The following is an 18,171-nucleotide window of genomic DNA, read 5'->3' as shown; positions in this document are numbered from 1 at the left end:
GGGCTATTGGGCCAGATTCCTGAAATAAATAGTGAATGTTGTACCTACGTTCACTTGGCTCTTTACGTCTATGCGGCCGCCGTTTTTCTGCACAATTCGGTTCAAAATGTACAGGCCCAGCCCAGAACCCTCTACGTGGTCATGAAAACGCTTGAACATCTGGAACAGTTTGGGCCCGTACCGTTCCATGTCCAGCCCCAGGCCGTTGTCCTGGATGGTGAGCACGGTGTAGCCGCCTTCGGGGTACGTTTGCAGGTGCACCTGGGGGGACCGGTCCGGTGAGTGATATTTCACGGCGTTGCTCACCAGGTTGTAGATGATGCTTTTAAGGTTGACCCGGGAGTAATAGAGGGTAGGCGCCTGGCTGAAATCTGTATGGATGCTGGCGCCGGTCCGCTGAATCATGTCATTGATGCTGAGCTGCACTTCCTCGGTGAGGTCCGCCAGGTTCAGTTCCTCTTGGTGGGCGTCTATGTCTTTCTGCACTTTCACAATCTCAGACAGGTCTGATATGGTGGAGTTGATCTGCTTTAAAGACTTGTTGAACATGTTAATGAGCAACTGCGCGTCTGGGTCTGAGAAGGTGGCGTTCTGGGTAAGCTCCTTGAAAATGGCGGCCATGTTAATGATGGGCAGCTTAAGGTCATGGGACGCGGTATAGACAAAACTGTCCAGGTCTTCATTGATGCTGCGGAGCTCCTGGTTGGTCTTCTCCATGCGCTCCTCGTCACGTTTCTGTTCCTCAATGTCTGTGCAGGTGCCAAACCAGCGCAGAATATTGCCTTCCGGGTCACGCAGGGGCAGGGCGCGGGCCAGGAACCAGCGCCACTCGCCGTCTGCCGCGCGTTTGAACCTGTATTCTATCTGGTACGGTTTGCCTGTTTCCAGCGACTCTTTCCAGCGCCGCGCAGAGCGCTCCTGGTCTTCTGGGTGCAGCAGGTTGTTCCACATCTGGGTGCCTTTGCTGGCCTCCAGGTCATAGCCGGTGTACTCCACCCATTTCTGGTTAAAATAGTCATGGTAGCCCACGGCGTCTGTGGTCCAGACCAGCTGGGGCATGCTGTCTGCCAGGAACTGGAAGTGCTGGGTGCTTTCCTGCAAGGCCAGTTGAGTCTCCTTCTGCTGGTGGATGTCTGTGTGGGAGCCCACCCACAGGGTGATGTTGCCCTGGTCATCGCGCACCGGCACCGCCCGCACCAGAAACCAGCGGTATTCCCCGTCGCCATTGGCCCGCCAGCGGTTTTCCACCATAAAGGGCTGACCCGTGGCTAGGGATTGCTGCCATTGCTGCAGGGTGGCCTGCACGTCTTCTGGGTGCAGGTAGTTTTCCCAGCCCAGGTGAATGAGCGTGTCACGGGTGGTGCCCAGGAAGTCATACCATTGCTGGCTGTAGTATTCTACAAAACCGTCTGGCCGGGAGGTGAAGGTCATGTGGGGCAGGGCATCCAGAATCTGCGTCTGGCGGTCATAGGAGGCCTGCAGGGCGTTGGCCAGGTTCTGGGCCTGCTGTTTGGCCTGCACCTGCTCGGTTACCTCCACAATCAGGATCATGACCCCTTCCACCGTACCTTCCTCATTGAGCAGGGGCTGGTAGACAAAGTCAAAATAGCCTAACTCCAGGGTTCCGGTGCCATTCCGGTCCAGGTAGGCCGGGGCCTCATTCCCCCTGAACAGCTTGCCGGTGGTGTACACTTTCTCAATAATCTTAAAAAAGCCCTGTTCTTCCAGCTCAGGCAAGGCCTCTTTGAAAGGCTTGCCTACGGTATCACGGCCCCCAATAAGCTGTTTGAATTGCGGGGTGGCAAAATCTACCACCCAGTCTGCTCCCTTAAGCACCGCAAACTGCACGGGGGCCTGCGCCAGCATGCGTTGCACGTACTCATCACGCTCCTTCAGTTTCTGCTGGATTTCCTTCTGGCCCTGTATGTTGGTATTTACCCCAATCCAGGCCTGGATATTGCCCTGGCCGTCATACAGCGGGGTGGCGCGCATGGTAAACCAAAGGTAGGCCCCGTCTGAGGCCCGCTTAAGCCGGCCCTCGTTGAGGTACTCATTGCCGGTGGCCAGGGCCTGCCCCCAGATAGTAACGGTAGAAGCCAGGTCTTCTGGGTGCACCACGTTCTTCCAGTCGTCTTCGGGGCCGGCGTTGCCGGTGTAGGCGTACCAGGCTTTGTTGTAATAGGAGATGCTGCCGTCGGTGCGGGCTACCCAAGCTATCTCGGGAATGCCTTCCAGAAGGGCGCGCACGTTCTGCTCACTTGCTTTAAGCTCTGCGGCTACCTTGTTTTTCTCGGTGATGTCCAGCATGGCCCCAATCATGCGCATGGGTTTGCCGGTCTCGTTGCGGGCCACAATCCCGCGGTCCAGAATGTCGGCGTAGGTACCGTCTGCCTTCCTAAAGCGGTATTCATCCTGCCAGGTAGTGCCGCTGTGGTCAATCACGTCATGGATGCCTGCCACCACCCGCTCGGCGTCTTCTGGGTGAAGGCGACCGTACCAGGAGTTGACGTCATGCTCAATGTCTTCTTCTTTATACCCAAACGTAACCTTGAAGCCGTCATTCCACCACACGTAGTCATTCTCCAGGTTCCAGTCCCAGATGACGTCATTGGTGGCCTTGGCCATCAGCTCAAAGCGCTCCAGGTTAACTTTGGCCAGGAGTTCGGCCTCCAGCTGGCGGCCAATGTCTACCAGGGTGCCCAGCATGCGGTAGGGCTGCCCCTCTTCATTGTAGAGAATGTAGCCATGGTCCATGACGTAGGTGTAGGTACCGTCTGCTTTGAGGAAGCGGTACTTACCGGTCCAGGCCTTTTCTTTCTTTTGCACAGCCTGGTTCAGGCTTTCGCGCAGCGCCTCATATTCTGCCGGGTGCACGCGGGTATCCCATTCTTCAGGTAACTCCCCTTCATCAGACACGGGGTACCCGAAGACCTGCTCAAAGTTCTTGCTCCAGTAGAACCGTTTGTTTTTGATGTCATAGTCCCAGGAGGTGCCGCCTGAGGCCTCCACAAAGGCCCGCATGCTGCCTTTGGTAATTTCCTGTTCCTGGCGCTGCCTCTGAGTTTCTGTGACATCTACCACACTGTGGATGATGTAGATCACGTTGCCCTGAGCATCTTGCACCGGTTTGCTTTGCAGCGACCAGTATTTTTCCTCGTACTCCCCGGTGGGGCCGGCCACGTCATGGCGCTGCACCTCTGGAATGATATGCGGTTGGCGATGCGCCACCACGTACTCCAAAGATTCCCTGATAGACCGGGTGGAGTTGGCGACCGCAGAGGCCGGGTTGGCAGGGAAAGCCTCAAACAGGTTCTTGCCCAGCAACTGCTCCCGGGTAGATAAGGTGGCGGAGAGGTAGTCATCTGTGGCCTCCAGCACCGTAAGATCTTGGGATAGAAAAACATGCAACCCCGGTAAGGCACGCACAAAGGAGATTAGGTCCAGGGCGGGAACAGGGGCTTGAGAGGAAATCATACTCTAGTTATTAATAGGTGCTGCAGCAACGTGACAGGCCGTTCCTGCATGGAAGTTAGGGAATAGTTGGCAGAAATGGATAAGCTGTTTTGGGCCTGTTTTTCCAAAAACAGGCCCAAAATGCTCTAGTCCTGCATCTCTGCAAGAACGTTTTTGGCTTTCTCCAGCGAAGTGACGTTGTCTACAATCACGATCAGCTTGTCTTTGGCCTCTTTGAGTCTGCTCTGCCGCGAATGCTGCTGCACATAGCTGAGAATATGGCTGAAGGTGTCTGACTGGAAGAACGCCTCATTGTTCACGCTAGGGATGTAGCCTTTAAGCGTATCTTTCTTGAGCGTAAGCTTCTCAAAGCCCAGGTGGCAGGCCTCCCAGCGCATTTTCACAATGTTCACCAGTTGCTCTACCTCCGGCGGCATCGGCCCGAAACGGTCAACCATACCCTCCACCATCTTCTCCAGCTCGGGTAGGTCTTTCACGCGGTCCAGCTTGCTGTACATCTGCAGGCGTTCAGAGATGTTGCTGATGTAGGAGTCCGGGATAAGCACTTCCAGGTCGGTTTCAATAGAGCACTCGCGCACGGGGTCCAGCAGTTTTTCGGCTTCCAGCTCTTTGAAGAACAAGTCCTTGAACTCGGTCTCCTTGAGCTCTTGCACGGCCTCATCCAGAATCTGGTGGTAGGCCTCAAAACCCAGGTCATTGATGAAACCGCTCTGCTCGCCGCCCAGCATGTTGCCCGCGCCGCGGATGTCCAGATCACGCATGGCAATCTTGAAGCCCTCGCCCAAATCAGAGAACTCCTCCAGGGTGCTCAGGCGCTTACGGGCATCGGACGGCAGTCCGGACACCGGCGGGGTCAATAAATAGCAGTACGCTTTCTTGTTGGAGCGGCCCACGCGCCCGCGCATCTGGTGCAGGTCACTCAACCCAAACATGTGCGCCCGGTTGATGATGATGGTATTGGCGTTGGGGATGTCCAGGCCGCTTTCAATGATGTTGGTAGACACGAGCACGTCATACTCGCCCTCCACGAAGCGCATCATGCGTTTCTCCAGTTCCTCGGGGTCCATCTGACCGTGCGCGTAGGTCACCTTGGCGTCGGGCACCAGCCTCAGGATAAGTCCGGCCATCTCCTCAATGTCCGCGATGCGGTTGTGCACGAAAAAGACCTGGCCTTTGCGCTTCAACTCGGCGGCGACGGCGTCCCGGATAAGGATATCATCAAAAACGTGCAGCTCGGTCTGCACCGGCTGGCGGTTAGGCGGAGGCGTGGCGATCACCGACAGGTCACGGGCGCCCATCAAGGAGAAGTGCAGCGTACGCGGAATAGGCGTGGCCGTGAGGGTGAGCGTGTCTACGTTCACCTTTATCTCCTTGAGGCGGTCCTTGGTCTTTACGCCAAACTTCTGTTCTTCGTCAATGATGAGCAGGCCTAGGTTCTTGAACTTGACGTCTTTGCTGGCCAGGCGGTGCGTGCCAATCAAAATATCCGTTTTGCCCTCGGCCACGCGGCCCAGGGTTTCTTTGATCTGCTTGGTGGTCTTGAACCGGTTAATGTACTCCACGTGCACGGGGAACGCCTCCAGGCGGTCTCTGAACGTTTTGTAGTGCTGCATGGCCAGGATGGTGGTAGGCACCAGTACGGCCACCTGCTTGCCGTCACAGGCGGCTTTGAAGGCTGCCCGTATGGCCACCTCAGTCTTCCCGAAGCCCACGTCGCCGCAGACCAGCCGGTCCATGGGGTGAGGCAGCTCCATGTCGTTCTTCACGTCCTCGGTGGCCTTGCCCTGGTCTGGGGTATCTTCATAGATGAACGAAGACTCCAGCTCAGCCTGCAGGAAACCGTCTCTGGAGAAGGCGTAGCCCGGGGCTTTCTTGCGCTTGGCGTAGAGCTTGATCAATTCAGCGGCAATGTCTTTGACCTTGCTCTTGACCTTCTTTTTCTTGTTCTCCCACTCCGGCGAGCCGAGTTTGCTCATGGTAGGCGGTGTGCCCTCTTTGCCGGTGTACTTGGAGATTTTGTGCAGCGAGTGAATGCTCACGTAGAGCAAATCATCGTCACGGTAAACTAACCTGATGGCTTCCTGCAACCTTCCGCCCACTTCTACTTTCTCCAGGCCGGCAAACCGACCGATGCCGTAGTCCATGTGCGTGATGTAGTCGCCGGGCTTGAGGGTGCGGAGTTCTTTGAGGGTAAGGGCCTTTGATTTGGAGTAGCCTTCTTTGGTTTTGTGCTTGTAGAAACGCTCAAACAGCTGGTGGTCTGTGTAGCATACCAATTTCACGATGTCATCCACGAAACCTTCGCGCAGGGCCAGCATGAGGTGATGGAACCGCACGTCCTGGTCCAGTTCGTCAAAGATGGTGGTAAGGCGGTCGGCCTGGCGGGGTGATTCGGCGGCGATGACGTTCACGTAGCCGTTGCTCTGGTTCTCGTGCAGGTTACTTACCAGCCGCTGGAAATCCTTGTTGAACGAAGGCTGCGGGTGCGCCTGGAATTGGATGACCTCGGCGTTCTTGAAGTTGAAGCGTTTGCCAAACTCCACCAGGGTGAACTTGTCCAGCCCTTTCTTGAAGGCCTTGCCACTTTCAAACAAGTCCTCGGGCTTGGAGACAATCTGTACGCCCGCGCTGTGCTCCAGCATTTCATGAAAGGCTTGCTCCGCCTTCTCATACGACTCAGAGACTACCTCTACCGTCTGGCGGTAATCCTTGAGCCAGATCTTGCTATCCTCGGGGATAAAATCCAGGAACGACTCGCGGGTTTCCTGCAGGAGCTTGGTCTGCACGTTGGGGATGATGGAGATCTGCTTTTTCTGCTCCACGCTCAGCTGCGTGTTGGGGTCAAAGGTTCTGATGCTTTCAATCTCATCGCCAAACATCTCCAGACGGAACGGCAGCTCGTTGGCGTACGAATACACGTCCACGATGCCCCCGCGCACGGCAAACTGGCCGGCCTCGTACACAAAGTCGGTGCGTTCAAAGTCATAGCTGGAGAGCATCTCCGTGAGGAAATTCACGTCCAGTTTTTCGCCTACCTTGGCGCCCAACGTGTTGGCCACCAAAGAGCGTTTGTTGATCACTTTCTCGGTGAGGGCCTCGGGGTATGAAACGATGAGGGTGCCTAACGTGCCGCGGTTGTTGAGGCGGTTGAGCACCTCGGCGCGCAGCAGAATGTTGGCGTTCTCGGTGGCGTCAAACTGGTAGGCGCGCTTGTACGAACTGGGGAAAAGGAGCACGTCATGGCTCTCTTCCAGCAGGTGGGAAAGGTCAGAATAAAAATAGGCGGCCTCCTCGCGGTCATGCAAGATGAACAGGTGGGTGCCGGGGTGCATGGTTTGCAGGGCAGACGCCACCACGGCATCTAAGCTGCCCACCAGGCCTTTTAATTGAATATGTTGAGGTTCAGGGTTCTGAAGGCGTTGGGCCACGGTTTGCACCACGGGATCTTGCCGGTACAGATCCAAAAATTGAGTTGCTTTCAAGGGGTATGTTTTCCTGAGATAATGGCAGCAAAGGTAGCCATTCCTGCCGTCTCAGAGAAACGCGCGTAGGGAAGGCTTAGTTTCCTTTATTTAAAAGGGGAAGGAGGAAAGGTGAGAAGTGGTTTTGAGCTGTTTTGGGAAAAATGGGCTCAAAAGACCTCGTAGCGTCTAGAGGACCTGCCAGGTGGAAGACTCTAGCATTAAAGGGGGGATGGGGAGGTTCGCATCCGTAGAAAAACTCACTAAAGAAAGCAATGCGTGCGGACAGGTCAAGCCCTGTCCCTACTGAATCTTCTTTGGCTTTTCTGAAATGTTGCCCTCATCCTAGCCTTCTCCCAGGGGAGAAGGAACTGCCCTTTGTTGTTTTGGGCCTGTTTTACAGAAAACAGGCCCAAAACAACAAAGGTATTCTTATAAACTAAAAGTAATCAGCACATTAAAGAATCAGCACCTTACTCGTTTTCCTTCAGCTTGCCTTCCATCTTCTTTTTGAATTTCTCCAGCTTGGGTTTGGAGACAGCGCGCATGTAGGGGTTGTTGGGGTTATTCTTGTAAAAGTCCTGGTGCTCTTCCTCGGCGGGGTAGAATTCTTTGAGGGGCGCTACCTGCGTGACAATAGGGGCCTGGAAGGCGCGGGCGGCGTTCAGTTTCTTGATGTAGGCGTCTATCTGGGTTTTCTCCTCTGGGGTGCGGTAGAAAATGGCCGAGCGGTACTGGGTTCCTTCGTCGGGGCCCTGGCGGTTAAGGGTGGTGGGGTCATGCGCCGCGAAGAATGCCTCCAGCAGGGTTTGGTAAGAGACTACCTTGGGGTCATAGTAGATCTGGATGGCTTCGGCGTGGCCGGTGGTGCCGGAGCTTACGGCTTCATAGGTAGGGTTCTTGGTAGTGCCGCCGGTGTACCCGGAAATCACGTCCTGCACGCCCTTCAGTTTCTCAGCCGATTCTTCGGTGCACCAGAAGCAGCCCCCGGCAAAGGTGGCCACCGCCAGGCCCTCATGGCTGACCGCCGTTGGTTTCTGGGTTTGCTTTTGGGCCGAGGCCGTTGATTTCTTGTCCTGGCTCTGGGCGCAGGAGGTAAACCCAAGGAGTACTATAAAGGCAAATAAGGTATGTCTCATAAGATAGGTGGGCCGGTAAAAGGCCCGTTGGTAAAACAGCAAGAAGGCCAGTTTTGTTTCTGGAAACTGTTGCTTCACCTGTTTTGAGGCTGTTTTGGCCAAAATAGGCCTGAAACGGTTTTGGCCAGGCCGCTTTGGGGTGAGCAAGGTCAGTGGGGAAATTGACAAAGATCACCGTAAATTATTTGGACTAATTCTAAACTGTAGCTAATTTTGTCGTGTTCTTAGTACAGAGTCCCTTAAGAATTACGCGTATGCCTACCCCTCCCAACCTGCAAGAGCTTTTCCGTACCGACCATGGTGCTGTGTACCAGTGTAACCGGTACCACTGCTATTTTGTAGAGTTTGCCGGCAGCGTCTCTCCCTTTAAGGTTCCTGATTTCCTGGACCTGAAACAACACGTAGACGCCATCAACGTGGCCGAAATGGCTAAGAACCCAGACCGCGCCTCAGATGTGCACGTGTTCATGCCGTACCGTTCTGAACGCTGCTTTGTCCTGACCCTTACCGATGTGCTGCACTTTCAGGAGTTGTTGCAGGGAGCCAGAGTGATGATGGCGTTGAATAGTATGCTCTATGAGTGTCTGTACGCCCCGGCGGTTTTTAGCTAAGATTCCACTTTTAGTTTACCTTTTACCCGCCGGTGTTGGTGTTCCTAGGGGCCAACGACCCAGACTGCTGCTCCCTCTGCCAATAAGCTAAGCCATTACGGTCCAACTCTTTCCTCTCGACTCTTTTCTTTCCTTCGCCCTGCCGGCGTCTGTCACTTTTCTCCTTGATGAGAAAAGTAACCAAAACAATCAAGAAGCCCCGAACTCGCTGCCGCTCAGACAGGCGGGGCTTCCACGCGGTACCACCGGGCAAAAGCTATTTGTTCCATAGGGAGCTTAGGCCATTGCTGTTTGTTCCGCTACTGCTTGCCCCTGCCCATGCTTCGGGCTACGCGTGGCGGCCCTCCGCAAGGTGCGGGGCATGTGAGCCTACTGCTGGTAGTGGGGTTGCAATGCCTGCCTCGCCCGGCGGGCGGGATAAAGGTAGGGACAGGGCTTGACCTGTCCGCTGCGGTTCAAATAGTAACCCTGTTTCTCTGTGGTTACTTGTTGCAAACCTCGGGTGTTTTGAGGCCGTTTTCTTGAAAACAGCCTCAAAACGGAAGCAACTATTTTTCAGCAGGTTTGGCTTCAGAGTATATTTAGACTGAATATGTATTACTGGAAATCAGGGGATTAAGAGAACTATCAATGTCTTTTGCAGGTATATTTGAGTTAAGGCGCATACAGAAAGTGTTGCCTTTTTAGAACAGATATACCTTAGCATGAAAGACTTATTGAGACTGCGTACCTCTCTTTCAGAAGAAATAGAAACGCTCTTGAACGAACAGATAAAAGTAGAGGCCCACTCATCGGCTACGTACCTGGCCATGTCCAGCTGGTGCAACCGGCAGGGCTTTGACTACAGCTCAGATTACTTCATGAAACAGTCACATGAGGAGCGGGAGCATATGCTGAAGCTTTTCACCTACGTTAATGACCTGGGTGGACACGCCGTTTCTCCGGAGGTGACCAATATTCCGCAGGAGTTTGACTCCTTCAGAGATGTATTTGAGAAGGCCCTGCAGCAGGAGATCTTCGTGACCCAACAGTTCAACCGCATGGCCGACCGCTGCTTTAAGGCGAAGGACTTTATGACGTTCCAGTTTCTGCAGTGGTTCCTGAAGGAGCAGGTAGAGGAAGAGTATGTGGCCCGCCGCGCCCTGGAGCTCTTTGACGTGATTGGCGAAGAAGGCACCGGCCGTTGGGAAATTGACAAGAACGTACGTAAAATAAAGTACGGGGAAGGCGCCGCCGAATAACCTTTTAAAGGCACTGCCGTATAAAAAGATAGACCTCTCAAGCCCGTAAGCCTGAGAGGTTTTTATTTGCCCAATACTTTCTCCCGGAACACCTGCAGAATCTGGCTCTCGCTCATGTCATGCAGCCAGATATTCTGCGGCTGCAGGCAGAAAATGGGGCCGTGCTTGCAGCGGTCGGTGCATTCGGTCTTCACAATTTCCACTTGGTCTTTGAGGCCGGCCATCTTCAGCTCTTCCCGCATGATTTTCCTGATCTCCTTGCCGCCGCGCTTCTGGCATTTGCTGCCGGAACAGCCGTAAATCACCTGCAGTGGAAAATGGATTGTTTTACTCATAATTGGTCTGGTGCCTTTTTCTTCTGGTTCTACGGCCGGTACCTATATTGGCTGCCTTCCGCCCTCAAATTTTGCTTTCCCGCGCCGCTTTCTGTTTTCTAGCCGTTTTCATGAAAACAGGCTCAACGCCTAGTCTTAGTGCCGATAGGCTTTTTTCTCGCGCTGCATCTTGATCAGTTCCCAGGCATAGAGGCCTACGCCGGCAGCCAGCAACGCATACATGATCCAGTTAATGACGCCGGTGTTCTCGTGCTGCACCGTGTTACGGCCCTCAAAGTAGGTGATGTTCTTGGAAGGGATGGCCAGGCCGTACAGTTTCCGGAGGCCCCCGTTCTCCATTAGGTTTTCACGGGTGCTATATTCTACCCGAAGGCGCTGGCCGGGCTGAATGGCGGCTTTGAAGGCGGCGGTGTCAAAAGAGGCTTCGTCGCGGTCGGTCATGATAAAGCGCTCCGGAAATTCCTTGAGCCAGAGGCCGTAGTCGCGCTCGCCTTCCTTGGTTTTCTTGAACGAGTAATTGGAAAGGGTGCCTTCTTTCACCACCAGGTCCTGGGTGCCCCGCACCTCTTTGGTGAAGCCAATATAGATCATGAGCCCCAGCCCGATAATGATAAGCATAGTGGCGGGCAAAAACCTGCCAGAGATAGGCAACGGCATGCCCAATGTGCGTCTTCCGCGTCTTGCCATGGTAGAAACTAATAAGTAGCGTTAAAAGTACTAAAACAATGGCTGGTATAGAAGAGTTTGCCGGAAAGCCTTGGCTAAATGAAATATCAGGGCAAATGGAATTTCGTATTGCCTTTTTAGTTTAGGCTAAATGCCTGACGTGGGTTCTTGGCCAGGTTAGTAGCTGTGAGCGGGAGGCCTAAAGAAAAGCCCTGTGTTTTGAGGCTGTTTTTAAAATAACAGCCTCAAAACACAGGGCGGTAAACCTGCAAGGGGTGTTAAAAAGAAGCCTTATCCAGTTTCCCTTCCCTTACGCGGTAGAGCAGGCCCGAGGAAGCATCATACAGGTCCATTTCAAAAGTGCCAGATAATACCCGTTGGGCAGCGTCAAACTCGGTGAGGATGACCCTACCGGTGTGTTGGGCGTCTGTGGTAAGTGGGCCGGTTAGGTTAGCAGGCCTGAAGTAAGGAAACTGCAAAGAAGCCGTATTCCCGGTGCTGGTTCCCTGCGGAGTGGTAGCATGGTCCAGCACATAGGTGCCTGGGCCGGTAATGTTTCTGATTTCCAGGCGTATTACCCGCATGGTATCTTTACAGCTGTCTGTACCTTTTATCTTTAAGGTATTGTCTCCGCTGTAGCTGATTTCCACGTTGTCTTTGGGGAGGGCAATATTTTTGCCAGACCCCTTACAGGCGGTGAAATCACGGCCGTTTACTTTGGCCGTCATAATAGGGTCTTCAATCAAATCTGCTCCGCAACCAGACAAGCCTGCCAGTGCCAAAAGACAGCATAAAATAAGGTGAGATGTGTGTCGCATTTTCTATAGTTTGTCTATAGACCGGCATAAGTCGCTTTTCCCCTATGCCGCTGTTCGCTATCCCTGCTTTTTCTGTTTTACCTGATAATTTTTTACCTGATAATTTCTACCCAGCCCTTGGCGCTGTTGCCTTCGGTATCTTTGAGGATATAGAAGTAGGTGCCGTCTGAGAGGCTGCCGCCGTTCCATTTCTGCTGGTAGACTTTTTCCTGGTGCACTTGCTTACCCCAACGGTTATAAATGGTTAACTCCGTGGGGAAACAGCTGAAGCGCTGCACAAAAGTCTCGTTCACGTCATCGCCGTTAGGCGTGAAGATGTTGGGGATAAAAGCCGGTTCCACTACCACAGTGCCCACTTCCAACTGGTCCTGACAGCCGTTGCCGTAGGTGGCCATCAGCGTGACTTTGTAGCTGCCAGGGTTCTGGTACATATGGCGGGGCGTGCGCTCATTAGATTGGCTGCCATCTCCAAAGTGCCAGGTAAAGCCCGTGGCATTGCCGGTGGTGTTATTAAAAGCGGCATTGTAGGGGGCATAGCCTGAGACCTTCCCATTATCCTGGCAGGCATTGGCCAGGCCGGCGGCCATGGAAGGGCGGGGCGGAAGAAGAATGCGTTTCTTGATGGAGACCGGGCAAGGGTTGGTGATGGAATAAGTTACCTCAATGGTGCCGGTAAACCCGGCGGGCGGCGTGAAAAGACCGGTGGCCGAGACCCCGGTGCCGGTCCAGGTACCGCCGGTAAGGTTGGTCTTTAGCTGGAACGGAGTTACGCTGCCCGGGCAAAGGGTGGTGTCTGGGCCAATGTTGAGGACGGGTAAAATCACGGTTACTTCCTGGGTGGCCACGCCGCAGATGCCATTGGAGCCGTCGCTGCGGTAGGTGATCACGTGGCGGCCCACCCCGGCCTTGGCCGGACTAAAGGTAGTGCCCGTCACCCCGGTGCCTGAGAACTTTCCGCCGGCCGGAGAGCCCACCAACGTGACCGTTTCCGTGGAATTGGCGCAGAACTGCGTGGCCGGTAGCGTAAGGGTGTGTGGAAGGGGTTCTGACACGGTCATGTCCATGGTGTTGGAGACGGCGCAGGACCCGGTGCCGGTAACGGTATAGGTAAGAGTATGCTTGCCAATAAGGGCGGGCGTGGGATCAAACTGGTAGACGCCATTGACTCTGGTGACGCCCGTGCCGGTCCAGACGCCGCCGGTAGGGGAGCCCTGCAACAGTACGTTCATGGCGTCAGCGCAGACAGAGCTGTCCTTTCCGGCATCGGCACGCAGTTCCTCGGCGAAGTCAAATTTAAAGGAGGCGTTGTTGCAGTTGGTGCTGTTGTTGATAGGGGAATAGAAGTTGGCGCCCGGCGGAATAGGGAAATTGGTGCGGCCCTGGCACCCGCCGCAAACCGCCTGGTACACGTAGCCTTTTTTGTCATATCGGCTAGTGCCGCCGTCTACGTGTTCATAGCTTCCGCCCGTAATGTTCTGGTTACCGCCGTAGAACGTGGCGTACAGCAGTTGGCTGGCATTGGTGCCCAGCTGCATGAGGTAAAAATCGCCGCCGTCTGTGGTGGTCTGCACGGCCCCCGGGGTGACCGGAAGGCCGGTGGTAGAGCCGTTGCCATAGGACGCGTTGGAACTGCCGCCCCAGCCTGCCACATAAATGCGCTGGCACTCATCTACCATGAACGCCGTGGGCGAAATATCCAAAGTGTTCCTTCCGGACCCGAAGACGGTGGAGAACTCAGTGGCCGAGAGGGTATTGTTAAGTTTATGGATGAACTGGCGGCCGTTATTATTGCGGTAGGTGCCGGTAGTAACGGGATAATTGCCCAGGGTCTGGCCCAGCACATACACGCTGTTACTGGCATCCAGCTGCAGAAAATAGGTCTGGTCATACGCCGAGGTGCCCAGGAAAGTGGCGGCCAATAAAGTACTACCCGTGTTGTTGATCTTGAGTGCAAAGCCGTCTGTATTGCCCGCCGAGGCCGAATGCAGCCCGTTGGCGGTGCCGGGAAGGGATGCACTGGTGGTGCCCCCGCAAACATACACTTGCCGGTCTGGGTCCAGCTGAATGGAGTAGGCGGCGTCCAGGTCTGGCCCACCGTAATAACTACCCCAGATCACCTGGCTCAGGTCTGGGGAGAGTTTGCAGACAATGGCGTCATTGGAACCATAAGCCTGTGACCGGAACCCGTTGCGGACCGGAAAGTCTGCTGAGGTGGTGTTACTGGCCAGGTACACGTTACCGTCTGGGTCTGTGATGATGTCTCCCCTGAACTGGTCTCCGTAGTTCTGCACCAAGCCCGGCACGTTAATGGCGGTCCTGCTCACAAGGCCGTCATTGCCGCTGCCTCCCAGAAAAGTGGAGGCCAGCAGCTTGTCGCCGGTGGCGCTGAGGCGGGTTATGACTAGGTCAGAGCCGTTGGCGTAGGTGGGGTTTCCGCCGGTGCCCAGCGGCGCTATGAAAGAGCCGCCGTTAAAGGTTTTTTTCAGGGCACTGCTGGAGGTGGGGTAATCCAGGGAACTGGTGGTGCCCAGGATAATGAGTTCATCTGCCGCGTTCACCACCAGGCTATGCGGGATATCCGTCTCCGTGCCGCCCACATAGGTGGCATAGAGCCGGGCCGCCGGACCCAGTACCTTGGTGTTGTACTTGATAATGGCCATGTCCCAGGCGCCGTTGTAGGAGGTATCAAACGCGCCCAGGGAGACGGGATACCCCACGCTGGAGGCAATACCCCCCGAATACATGTTGCCGTGGCTGTCATAGGTGGCGGTAAAGCCCCAATTGTCGGCAAAGGAGCCCGTGAAGGTAGAGAACTCCACCACCGGGTCAATAACCAGCGGCAGTTTGGGGTCATAGCCTTCGGGGAAGGAAAATTGGAGCGTGTTGCCTGTCAATTTATAGCTGCAGGCCACGGGAGTCCGCATGTTCTGTACCCATTGGTAGGCGATGGGTTTATGTTCCACCACCCGGCCCACCGAGGTCTCAATCTGCAGGTTGCCCTCTTGCAGCAACAAGCTGGTCACGCCGGTATAGGTAAGCTTGATTTGCGTGGGAGAGGTGCCGGCGGCCACATGCAGGTCATACTTGAGTTTACCCGCCTGCTCATAGAGCGCCATGTCTACTCCTTGGTACAGGGCTTTGTACTGCACCTTTCTGAACCCCCTGGCCCCGCTGCCCCATTTGCTCTGGTCGTTGCCCAGGTAGTAGTTGCGCGTGCCTTCGGTGACCTCATCGCCCGTAAGGGCGGCGGAGGGGTTGGCATTCTCAAAGGTGACGGAATAGGCGTGGTTTTTAGTGACGCCAGCAGGCAGAATGTTGCGGCGGGTAGTGGCAGGCTCTTCTGCCCCATGACCGTGGCTGGAAACCTGGGCCGGGTCACGCAGCACGTACAGAAACCCTGTGGGCTCCAGAAATAGCTTGCCGCTTGGCACATCGGCGGCGTAGGAAACCTGCTTGGGCCACTGGCCTTTGTTCTCCACAAACTCCAGGGTGCGGGTGTCTGCCATGGCGTAGGCCTTTACCGCCGGGGCCACCGCCACCGGTTTTGCCGGGGCAGGTGTGGGGGTGCCGCCCAGAAACTGGAGCAGCAAAGACCAATACGTAGAGAAGATGAACAGGATAGCCGTCAGATGCATCGTGGTAAAACAAAACTTCTGACTAAATTAAGCTAATTTCTGGGAGAAAACGGAAGGGGAAGGCGCTTGTTTTGACCCTGTTTTAAGAAAAACAGGCTATAAACGCATTTTACCACGCCATTCGCTCTTTTAAGGCGGTAATATGCCTCAGGTGGTGCTCGCCGTGCCAGGCATACATCTCTACCGCCTGAAACAGATATGTCTCGCCGCCCTGCGGATGGATAAAGGTGCGGTGCCATTCTTCCATGGACAGCGACCGCAACAGCAGTACCCAACGGTAGTGCAGGGCTTCCAGCAAACGCAACGATATCTCGGGGTCGGCCCAGCGGGCATCATGCAGGTATGCCCATGAAGACTCCTCATAGGGTTTGATGGTGGGTTGCTCCTCGGTGAGGGCCAGCCGGAAACGGGTGTAGCTGTTCATGTGGCTGTCTGCCAGATGGTGCACTACCTGCCGAAGGGTCCAGCCGCCGGGGCGGTAGGGGGTGTCCAGCTGCTGGTTTGAAAGGTTGGTCACCTGGGTCCGCAACTGAGCGGGTAGGGCTTCCAGCTTGGCCAAGGCCTGTTTTACCAGGGCAGACCGGTAGAGGGGCGGCGATGCAAACCGGCCAACGGGGTAGCGAAGTATTTCCAGTGGGAGGGTAGTCGTTTCCATTGCAGAAAATAGGGTCTTTGACAAATCTAACGAAATACTGATTTCTTTGCTGCGTTTTTAGTCTCAATTTTTGAAGCGGCCTTAAAGGGGATCAGTGCCTGTTGGCTACATCCGGGCCCGGTTGGCATATTGCTAAAACATGGTCTCTGGCGCAACTATGTGCGGGTGGGGCGGTTATAGAATACGTACTGTTTTAGGGCTGTTTTCCTGAAAACAGGCTCTAAACGCAAATCAAGAACCATGCCCGAGTTACCAGAGGTAGAAACCTATAGAAGATTCATTGACGAAACCAGCTTGTACCAACCCATACGCGAGGTAGAGGTGCAGGACCCCAAACGCCAGCTGCAGGTAGACCTGGACGATTTCAGGAAGGCTCTGCTGGGCAACCAGTTCACGGGCACGCACCGCATTGGCAAGCAGCTTTTTCTGCTCACGGCGCAAGGGCCTATTGTGACCATGCACTTCGGGATGACCGGCGATGTGGCCTACTACCGTGACGCCGCAGACACGCCCCGCTTTGCCCGGTCGGTCTTCCACTTTGAGAACGGCTTTCAGTTCGCGTTTCTGGACTCCCGTAAGTTTGGGCGGCTGGGGCTGACTGAAAGCGTGGAGGCGTTCCGGAAGCAGAAGAAACTGGGTCCTGATGCCCTCACCCTCACTACTGAGGAACTGACCCAGGGCCTGGCCAAAAAGAAATCTGCCATAAAGCCGCTGCTCCTGGACCAGCGCATTGCGCCCGGCGTGGGCAACTGGATAGCCGATGAAGTGCTGTTCCAGGCCCAGCTGGAACCCGAGCGCCCGGCCAATACATTACAGCCCGTAGAAGTAGACCGCCTGGCCACCGCCATCAGGGAAGTGCTGGAAACCGCCGTTGCCGCCGAGGCCATTTACCGCGATTTCCCGTCACACTACCTGATCCATGCCCGCGAATGGGACGAGGCACCCACCTCGACTTCTGGCGGAACTCACCTGAACTGTCCCCGCTGCCAGACACTCATCCAGAAGAAATACGTGAGCGGCCGGGCCACGTATTTCTGCCCGCAGTGCCAGGTGTAGTGGGAAGGGTGTTGAATTTTTAGACTGGGTTAATCTGAGATGAACTGAGTATATTGAGGTATTTATATATAGTATATTCGGCAGTTCAGTTACGGTTATCTGGTATATTTGGTGGTAAACCGTATGTTTATGTATGCTATCTACTAGTTAGGGCGCATTAATATGATAAAAGAATTCAAAGTCCTTACGACATTTTGGTACCTTATGGGGCTGGCAGTTCTTTTGCTGAACGACTTTATCCTTAAAGGTTTCTATGGAAATTGGTTAACAGGCAAACTTTCCGATTTTGCAGGTTTATTCATTTTCCCGCTTTTTTGGCTTTCCCTCCTTTCAAAACACAAGAAACTGGTATTCATTCTGACGGGCCTCTTGTTTGTCTGGTGGAAATCTCCCCTTAGCGATCCATTCATAGGCGGTTGGAATAGCAAGGGGATTTGGCCAATCACTAGGGAGGTCGACTATTCAGACCTTGTCGCACTGATTGTCTTGCCTCTTGGGTACCATTTTGGGGAGCAACAGAAACTAACATTTAGGGTGACTATACCTCCTGTTATCCCACTAATGGTATCAGCGTTCGCATTTATGGCAACTAGTTATAGTTCTAAGGCAGAGATAAACAAGACCTATTTATTGGATATGCCGAAAAACACATTGATAATGAGGTTTGCCGACATAGACAGCTTGAATTCTGGGAATGGTGTAGAGTTCTCAGATAGGAACCCTGATACGGTGAATTTCAGCCTACCTTCTAAATTCTGCTTTGGATACTTTGATGTGAAGGTCTCAGTTTCCGAATTGCCTAATGGTAAAACTCTGCTTACGCTGCTTGAGGCAAACCATAGATGCCCAAAGAAAGACGATAACATTGATAATTTAACAAAGGAGTTTGAGCGGGTTATTGTAAGCAAAATAAAAAACAAGCCCTAACCACACCTATATGTCAGCTACGCCACCATATAGCCAAGTCCGTTATAGGCAATACAAAATAGAATGATAAAACATACCCTAATAGGGATTATACTAATTTGCTTAATGGGTTGTGGGTTAAAGCCATTCAATACCTATAAACCATGCGAATGC

At 54.2% G+C, this 18,171-nt stretch carries 12 protein-coding genes; 4 read left to right on the top strand and 8 right to left on the bottom strand.

Features of this window, described 5'->3' with window-relative positions:
* Positions 1-3: 3 nt before the first annotated feature.
* The 3 genes from TH63_RS15180 to msrA all read right to left on the bottom strand — a co-directional run bounded on the left by TH63_RS15180 (position 4) and on the right by msrA (position 8,074).
* A complete protein-coding gene (locus TH63_RS15180; protein WP_048921688.1) occupies positions 4-3,474 on the bottom strand; it encodes a PAS domain-containing protein in 3,471 nt (1,156 codons plus the stop codon).
* 125 nt (positions 3,475-3,599) lie between these two features.
* Complete coding sequence (mfd, locus tag TH63_RS15175) at positions 3,600-6,956, bottom strand: transcription-repair coupling factor (RefSeq protein WP_048921687.1); 3,357 nt, start codon at positions 6,954-6,956, stop codon at positions 3,600-3,602.
* A 452-nt stretch (positions 6,957-7,408) separates the two neighbouring features.
* Entirely contained in the window at positions 7,409-8,074 is a 666-nt protein-coding gene (gene msrA, locus TH63_RS15170) for a peptide-methionine (S)-S-oxide reductase MsrA (protein ID WP_048922885.1), read from the bottom strand.
* Between the two features lie 254 nt (positions 8,075-8,328).
* On the opposite strand from msrA, the gene TH63_RS15165 reads away from it, so the two are divergent.
* Both TH63_RS15165 and TH63_RS15155 read left to right on the top strand, forming a co-directional pair.
* Positions 8,329-8,685: a hypothetical protein gene (locus tag TH63_RS15165; protein ID WP_048921686.1), complete on the top strand. Its 357-nt coding sequence runs from the start codon at positions 8,329-8,331 to the stop codon at positions 8,683-8,685.
* 704 nt (positions 8,686-9,389) lie between these two features.
* Positions 9,390-9,926: a ferritin gene (locus TH63_RS15155; RefSeq protein ID WP_048921684.1), complete on the top strand. Its 537-nt coding sequence runs from the start codon at positions 9,390-9,392 to the stop codon at positions 9,924-9,926.
* Positions 9,927-9,988: 62 nt separating this feature from the next.
* Here TH63_RS15155 and TH63_RS15150 read toward each other — a convergent pair whose 3' ends face one another.
* From TH63_RS15150 to TH63_RS15130, 5 genes are all read right to left on the bottom strand, one after another.
* Positions 9,989-10,261 (bottom strand): (2Fe-2S) ferredoxin domain-containing protein, encoded by a 273-nt coding sequence (locus TH63_RS15150; RefSeq protein ID WP_048921683.1) that lies wholly within the window; start codon positions 10,259-10,261, stop codon positions 9,989-9,991.
* Positions 10,262-10,396: 135 nt separating this feature from the next.
* Positions 10,397-10,948, bottom strand: coding sequence for a hypothetical protein (locus TH63_RS15145; RefSeq protein ID WP_156180646.1), 552 nt, complete (start codon positions 10,946-10,948; stop codon positions 10,397-10,399).
* A gap of 257 nt (positions 10,949-11,205) precedes the next feature.
* Positions 11,206-11,745, bottom strand: coding sequence for a hypothetical protein (locus TH63_RS15140; protein WP_156180644.1), 540 nt, complete (start codon positions 11,743-11,745; stop codon positions 11,206-11,208).
* Positions 11,746-11,837: 92 nt separating this feature from the next.
* Positions 11,838-15,380: a T9SS C-terminal target domain-containing protein gene (locus tag TH63_RS15135; protein WP_048921680.1), complete on the bottom strand. Its 3,543-nt coding sequence runs from the start codon at positions 15,378-15,380 to the stop codon at positions 11,838-11,840.
* A 109-nt stretch (positions 15,381-15,489) separates the two neighbouring features.
* Positions 15,490-16,035, bottom strand: coding sequence for a YfiT family bacillithiol transferase (locus TH63_RS15130; RefSeq protein WP_048921679.1), 546 nt, complete (start codon positions 16,033-16,035; stop codon positions 15,490-15,492).
* Between the two features lie 240 nt (positions 16,036-16,275).
* On the opposite strand from TH63_RS15130, the gene mutM reads away from it, so the two are divergent.
* Together mutM and TH63_RS15120 are read left to right on the top strand one after the other, a co-directional pair.
* Complete coding sequence (mutM, locus tag TH63_RS15125; protein ID WP_048921678.1) at positions 16,276-17,091, top strand: DNA-formamidopyrimidine glycosylase; 816 nt, start codon at positions 16,276-16,278, stop codon at positions 17,089-17,091.
* A 162-nt stretch (positions 17,092-17,253) separates the two neighbouring features.
* On the top strand, positions 17,254-18,018 hold the full coding sequence (locus TH63_RS15120; RefSeq protein WP_048921677.1) for a hypothetical protein: 765 nt from the start codon (positions 17,254-17,256) through the stop codon (positions 18,016-18,018).
* Positions 18,019-18,171: the final 153 nt, after the last annotated feature.

The organism is Rufibacter radiotolerans (assembly GCF_001078055.1).
Lineage (GTDB): Bacteria > Bacteroidota > Bacteroidia > Cytophagales > Hymenobacteraceae > Nibribacter > Nibribacter radiotolerans.
This window is presented reverse-complemented; position numbering and strand designations above follow the sequence as displayed.